This window comes from Leeia oryzae DSM 17879 (genome assembly GCF_000376945.1).
Classification (GTDB): Bacteria; Pseudomonadota; Gammaproteobacteria; order Burkholderiales; family Leeiaceae; genus Leeia; species Leeia oryzae.
The window spans coordinates 248,266-255,009 of the sequence record NZ_AQXU01000022.1; the positions used below are offsets into that span (position 1 = coordinate 248,266).

Consider the following 6,744-nt stretch of genomic DNA (forward strand, 5'->3'; position numbering starts at 1 on the left):
CCTGAGTGAGGGGCTCCTGTGCTTTTTTATATATCACCCATCATTGCCGGGCATTACAGGTTGACGATGCGACCTTCTTTCCAGGACAAGGTCGCGGCCTCGGCCAGCTCCAGCGCTTTCATACCGTCTGCAACAGTCGTTTTTACCGGCGTGCCATTGGTGATGGCTTCTACAAAATGGGCCATTTCCAGGGCGTATGCATTACGGTAGCGTTCCAGGAAGAAATGTTCCGGCAAGTCTGTGGTAACGGTATTGGCGGTATAGGCGGTTACTTCGGATGGACGGTGGTTACCTGCTTGCAACATACCCAAATTACCCATCACTTCAAAACGCTGGTCATAGCCATAGGCTGCTCGGCGGCTGGTATTGATCTGGCACAAACGGCCTTTTTTGGTCCGGATCGTTACTGCTGTTGTGTCAACATCACCGGCTTCCGCAATCGCAGGGTCTACCAGGCAGGAACCTTCTGCATACACGCTGACGGCCTCGTCATCCAGAATCCAGCGGAAAATATCAAAATCGTGAATCAGCATGTCCTTGAAAATGCCACCAGAGCTTCTGATATAGTTAACCGGCGGTGCACCCGGGTCACGGCTGGTAATCACCAGCACTTCTGGCGTACCGATTTCACCCGCGTCAATGCGTGTCTTGACCGCCGCAAAGGTAGGGTCGTAACGGCGCTGAAAACCGATCAGTGCCGTTACGCCGGCTTTGGCCACGGCATCGGCACAGGCTTTGGCACGTACCACGTCAAGATCGACCGGTTTTTCACAGAAAATATGCTTGCCGGCTGCTGCTGCGCGCAAGATCAGGTCTGCATGGGTATCTGTTGATGACCCGACAACCACGGCCTTGATGGAAGGATCTGCAAATGCGGCTTCTACGCTGGTCACGGTGGCACCATGCTGGGCTGCCAGTGCTTCTGCGCTAGGCGCATGTACATCAACAACATATTTCAGTTTTACGCCTGGTTGTTTTACCAGGTTTCCGGCATGGATCTTGCCAATCCGGCCGGCGCCAAACAGTGCTACTTCAATCATCATATCCTCCAAGGTCCTTGGTTTCTTCAATATCCAGTTCCAGCCGGTAAGCCAGGGCAATAAACAGTGCCTGGCAGATGCAGATGGTGCTGGTGAGTGATCGAAAGGCAAACGCTGTGCCTTCCTTGACTGTTAGCAATGCATCGGCATAACGCGACAAGGGGCTTAGCTGGCTGTCGGTAATGACCAGCGCTTTGGCCTTGTGCTGATGTGCTGCACGCACGCAGTAACGAGTTTCTTTGGCATATGGGGTAAAGCTGATCGCGATGATGACATCACCCTCCTTGAGAGAGCGTATCTGCTCGCGGTACATGCCGCCGAGGCCGCTGATCAGGTGTACTCGTTTGTGGGTATGCTGAAGTGCATACACAATATAACTGGCAATCGAGAACGTTCTTCTGACCCCAAGTACATATATGTTTTCTGCTTTTAATAGCAGGTCTACCGCTTTTTCCAGCTCTACATCATTAATACCGACAGACAGATCATCCAGACCGGCCTGACAGGCAGCGATGAACTCCCGCGTCATGTCGCCTGCGCTCAATTCACCGGGTTGGGTAGAAATGATCTGGCGAATGCGTTGCCGATAGTTGTTGGCCGGCACGGCTTTTTTGGAAAAGTCACCGCGGAAAACAGCCTGCATTTCAGAAAAACCCGAAAATCCGAAGCGCTGCGAGAACCTGACAATGGCGGAGGGCTGCACGTCACAGGCGGCGGCGATATCGCTGATCTTTGTCAGCACCAGTTCTTGCTGATGTTGTTCTACATATTTGGCAATGATCTTGAGCTGTTTGCTCAAGGTATCGAATTCGGCTGCTATCCGCTTCATTAACTGTTCTGCGGGGGATAGATCAGTCATATGGCCTCCTGCTGGTTTCTTTTTTCTGTAGACAGATTATAAGCACGATTTTCTGAAAATGGAAAAATAATTCCGAAAAAAAATTCTAAAAGAAAAATAATTGCAAAAAAATTTCTTTTGGAATATAGTTTCCATCAAGCTGATTAGTGATCGTTGCTGTAGAAAAAAATGGCGGGATCGATTAAGCAGTGCTACAGGGAAACATAAACCCTGTTTTCATAACCATAAGGAGGATGACATGCAATCTGTATTCCAGAAGAAGCTGGTCCGTGGTGTCGCTGGCGCGCTGATGGCGCTGGCATTGGGCGCAAATGCTGCTGATGCAAAATTTGTGCTGGTCAGTCACGCACCGGATTCTGACGCTTGGTGGAACACCATCAAGAATGCAATTAAAGAAGCTGGTCAGGACTTTAATGTGGAAGTGGATTACCGCAACCCGCCAAACGGCGATCTGGCCGATATGGCGCGTCTGATTGAACAGTCTGCAGCACGCAATTACGACGGTGTGGTTGCTTCTATTGCCGACTTTGATGCACTGAAAGGTGCAATGGCAAAAGTTACCGCCAAGAAAATCCCTCTGATCACGATCAACTCAGGTACGACCAAACAGTCAGAGCAACTGGGCGCCATCATGCACGTCGGGCAGCCAGAATACGAGGCAGGCAAGGGCGCAGGTCTGAAGGCAAAAGCTGCTGGCATCAAGTCTTTCCTGTGTGTCAACCACTATGCAACCAACCCGGCTTCATTTGAACGTTGCCGCGGTTTTGCAGATGCAATCGGCGTTGACTACAAGAAATCCACCATCGACTCTGGCGATGATCCAACCACCATTGAGAGCAAAGTGTCTGCTTACCTGCGCAATAACGCAGATACACAGGCCGTGCTGACACTGGGCCCAACCTCTGCCGAGCCAACCATCAAGGCACTTCAGAAGATGGGCAAGTACGGCAAGCTGTGGTTTGCAACCTTTGACTTGTCTTCAGAAATCGGCAAGGGCATCAAGCAAGGTGGCATTCAGTTCGCCATCGACCAACAGCCGTACCTGCAAGGTTACATTCCGATTGCCGTGATGGCGATCATGAAGCGTGACAAGACAACCGATCTGGCCAAAGTTCAGGCCGCACTGAAAGCAGACAAGAAATTCCAGTACCGCTTGTCAGAGTACGGTCTGGCTCCAGCCTATGGTCCACGTCACATTGGCTCAGGCCCTGGCTTCGTGACCAAAGACAACATCTCCAAAGTCGAAAAATACGCAGGGCAGTATCGTTGATTTTCTGATGTTTACCTGATGTAGCAAGTGTAGTTGCAGTGATATGTCCATGTGTCATTCATGACACGCAAAATCATCAGCCCCCGCTGTCCTGGCGGGGGACTGATGCCAGAAATACATGCAGCGGGATGCTTGCATGAATGGTTTTTATCTCTATCCCTTGATTTTCCATGGGGGGTAGTACGCCCAGATTGAGGCAATCACGAATGAAATTGCCCAATAGAAACTCGAAAGAGGAAGTACGCAATGAAGGAGACATCTAAAATGGAGAATTCGGTTTCTCAACCTGCCCCGGCAGTGGGGGGGGATGAGCGGGTACGTCAGCTAGGCTGGTTCAAGCTCTTGATGAACAAGCCATGGTTTGCCGCCGCTGCGGGTAGTGTATTGGTATTTGCCGTGTTTGCCATTACGGCAGGCAGCTCTGGCATGTTCAACCTGGACGGCATCATGAACTGGTCTCAGGTTGCCGCGTATCTGGGCATTATCTCGATTGGTGCCTGTCTTCTGATGATCGCTGGCGAGTTCGATTTGTCCATCGGTTCCATGATTGGTTTCTCGGGCATGATGGTGGCCATTCCGCCTTTGTATTTTGGCTGGCCCGTCTGGCTGTCCGTCATCTTTGCCTTTGTCGTCAGCATGGCCATTGGCTGGCTCAACGGTTATCTGGTCATCAAGACCCGTTTGCCTTCCTTTATCGTGACACTGGCTTTCCTGTTTATCTTGCGCGGGCTGACCCTGGCTCTGGCCGTCATGTTTACCAACCAGACGATTGTGTCGGGTGTGGGTGACATCGCCATCAAGGATCCACTGGTCAGTAGTCTGTTCCATGGCGTTATCGGTACCGGCTTTTTTGAGTGGATGGCAGAAAAGGGCTGGATTGCAACCCAGGATGGCGGCAAACCATTGGTGGCCGGCATTCCGAAAGTCATCGCCTGGTGGGCTTTGCTTGGCGTCATTGCTTCTTTGATTCTTGCCAAGACACGTGCCGGTAACTGGATTTTTGCTGTCGGTGGTGATGCCAATGCAGCCAAAAACGTGGGTGTACCCGTCAAGAAAGTCAAAATTGCACTGTTTGTCTTTACCGCATTCTGTGCATGTCTGTTTGCCACGCTGCAGGTTTGCGACATTGGTTCTGCTGCGGCTGACCGTGGCATGCAAAAAGAGTTTGAAGCAACCATCGCCGCGGTCATTGGCGGAACGCTGTTAACGGGGGGGTATGGGTCTGTGGTCGGTTCCTGCTTCGGTGCCCTGATCTTTGGTGTTGTACAGATCGGCCTTGGCTATACCGATGTCAACTCGGACTGGTTCCGTGTATTTGTAGGGGTCATGCTGCTTGTTGCCGTGATCTTCAATAACTATATCCGCCGCCGTGCAACAGAATCGAGGTAAGTCATCATGTCCGCATCCCAATACATTCTTGAATTAGATAACGTCAGCAAGATTTTCGGCTCTGTCATTGCGTTGAATGGTGTGACCTTGCGTTTGCGTGAAGGCGAAGTGCATTGCCTGCTGGGTGATAACGGTGCCGGCAAATCCACGCTGATCAAGACGCTGGCCGGCGTACACAAGCCAACCAAAGGCGAGTACCGGGTCGATGGCAAACCAGTGCTGTTTGATTCTCCCAGCCAGGCGCTGGACAAAGGAATCGCCACGGTCTATCAGGATCTGGCACTGGTCCCCCTGATGAGTGTTGCCCGTAATTTCTTCATGGGACGTGAACCCATCGTCAAGCGGTTTGGCATTTTCCCGGTACTGGACCATCAGCACATGGAAGTGACTGCCCGTCAGAAACTGGGTGAAATGGGGATTCGCATCCGTGATGCAGAGCAACCGATCGGTACGATGTCTGGCGGCGAGAAGCAATGTCTGGCCATTGCGCGCGCCATCCATTTTGGTGCCCGGGTACTGATTCTGGATGAACCAACCGCTGCCCTTGGGGTAAAACAGTCTTTCAACGTCCTGAAACTGATTCACAAGGCACGCGAGCGCGGCATTTCGGTCATTTTCATTACCCACAACGTGCATCATGCCTATCCGATCGGTGACAGCTTTACCTTGCTGAACCGTGGCCAGTCCATGGGGACATTTACAAAAGATACCATCACCAAGGATGAGGTTCTGGACATGATGGCGGGTGGGGCAGAAATGCAGAAGATGATGGCCGAACTCGACGGCGTTCATATCTGATTGTCTGGCAAACATTGGTATAAGAGAAAGATTGTCATGCAAAACCAAACCAAGTTCGCCAATGACCGCGCCCTGGACCTGATCAGCATCGGTCGGGTGGCGGTGGACCTGTACGCCCACCAGGTAGGCTCAAAGCTGCAGGACGTGGCCAGCTTTGCCAAATACCTCGGCGGCTCGTCCGGCAACATCGCCTTCGGTACCGCCCGTCTGGGGCTCAAGTCCGCCATGCTGTCCCGGGTGGGCGACGAACAGATGGGCGAGTTCCTGATCGAGACCCTGCGCACTGAAGGCTGCGACGTGTCGCAGCTCAAGCGCGACCCGGATCATCTGACCGGTCTGGTCCTGCTGGGGCTGAAGGACCGCGACAGCTTCCCGCTATTGTTCTACCGTGACCACTGCGCCGACATGGCACTGTGCGAAGCCGACATCGACGAAGCGTTCATTGCCACCAGCAAGGCACTGCTGATCACCGGCACCCACTTCTCGACCCCGTCGGTACACGCCGCCTCGGTCAAGGCCTTGAAGGCCGCCCGTGCCAATAACGTGCGGACCGTGATCGACATCGACTACCGGCCGGTACTGTGGGGGCTGACCGGCAAGGGCGACGGGGAAACCCGCTTTGTCGCCGACGGCAAGGTCAGTGCCCATCTGCAGGGCATCCTGCCGTACTTCGACCTGATTGTCGGGACCGAAGAAGAGATCAACATTGCCGGTGGTAGCGAGGACGTGATTACGTCACTACGCACTATTCGCCAACTCAACCCGCACGCCACCCTGGTGGTGAAGCGCGGGCCGATGGGCTGCTGCGTCATCGATGGTGACATTCCATCCCATATTGACGACGCCTTCACCATCAAGGGCATTCAGGTAGAAGTGCTGAATGTACTGGGAGCAGGGGATGCCTTTATCTCCGGCTTCCTGTCCGGCTGGATTCGCGGTGAAGACTATGACGCCTGCTGCCGCTACGCCAACGCCTGCGGTGCGCTGGTGGTCAGCCGTCACGGCTGTGCCCCGGCCATGCCAACCCCGGTGGAACTGCAGTACTTCCTGCAGCAGCAACCGGCCAAACCGGCAGAAGACGCGACGCTCAACCGCCTGCACCGGGTTACCGTGCCGCGGCCCAAGCGCGACGAAGTGCTGGTATTCGCCTTTGACCACCGCAACCAGTTCTTCGATCTGGTGCAGAAGCTCGGCGCCGATGAAGGCCGCCTGCCGCAACTGAAGCAGCTGTTCGTGCAGGCCGTGGGCGAAGTCGAGACCGAACTGGGCCTGCAAGGCAAGGTCGGCATTCTGGCCGACGACCGTTACGGTCAGGATGCCTTGAATGCTGCTACCGGTCGCAACTGGTGGATCGGCCGGCCGGTGGAACTGCCGCTGTCCAACCCGCT

Annotated in this window: 6 protein-coding genes; 4 read left to right on the forward strand and 2 right to left on the reverse strand. The window is 53.8% G+C overall.

Annotation, left to right across the window (positions count from 1 at the left end; genetic code table 11):
• Nucleotides 1-53 precede the first annotated feature (53 nt).
• Both iolG and F552_RS0109905 read right to left on the reverse strand, forming a co-directional pair.
• The gene (iolG, locus tag F552_RS0109900) at nucleotides 54-1,043 is read right to left on the reverse strand and encodes an inositol 2-dehydrogenase (RefSeq protein ID WP_018151584.1); all 990 of its coding nucleotides are present in this window, start codon (nucleotides 1,041-1,043) and stop codon (nucleotides 54-56) included.
• A complete protein-coding gene (locus F552_RS0109905) occupies nucleotides 1,033-1,899 on the reverse strand; it encodes a MurR/RpiR family transcriptional regulator (protein WP_018151585.1) in 867 nt (288 codons plus the stop codon). The genes iolG and F552_RS0109905 overlap by 11 nt, the downstream gene beginning before the upstream one ends.
• A 238-nt stretch (nucleotides 1,900-2,137) precedes the next feature.
• On the opposite strand from F552_RS0109905, the gene F552_RS0109910 reads away from it, so the two are divergent.
• The 4 genes from F552_RS0109910 to F552_RS0109925 form a co-directional block, all read left to right on the forward strand.
• Nucleotides 2,138-3,169: a sugar ABC transporter substrate-binding protein gene (locus F552_RS0109910; protein ID WP_018151586.1), complete on the forward strand. Its 1,032-nt coding sequence runs from the start codon at nucleotides 2,138-2,140 to the stop codon at nucleotides 3,167-3,169.
• 246 nt (nucleotides 3,170-3,415) lie between these two features.
• Entirely contained in the window at nucleotides 3,416-4,558 is a 1,143-nt protein-coding gene (locus F552_RS0109915; RefSeq protein ID WP_033375243.1) for an ABC transporter permease, read from the forward strand.
• A gap of 6 nt (nucleotides 4,559-4,564) precedes the next feature.
• The gene (locus F552_RS0109920) at nucleotides 4,565-5,356 is read left to right on the forward strand and encodes an ATP-binding cassette domain-containing protein (RefSeq protein ID WP_018151588.1); all 792 of its coding nucleotides are present in this window, start codon (nucleotides 4,565-4,567) and stop codon (nucleotides 5,354-5,356) included.
• Between the two features lie 36 nt (nucleotides 5,357-5,392).
• On the forward strand, nucleotides 5,393-6,744 hold a 1,352-nt coding region (locus F552_RS0109925), incomplete at its 3' end, for a bifunctional 5-dehydro-2-deoxygluconokinase/5-dehydro-2-deoxyphosphogluconate aldolase (protein ID WP_018151589.1).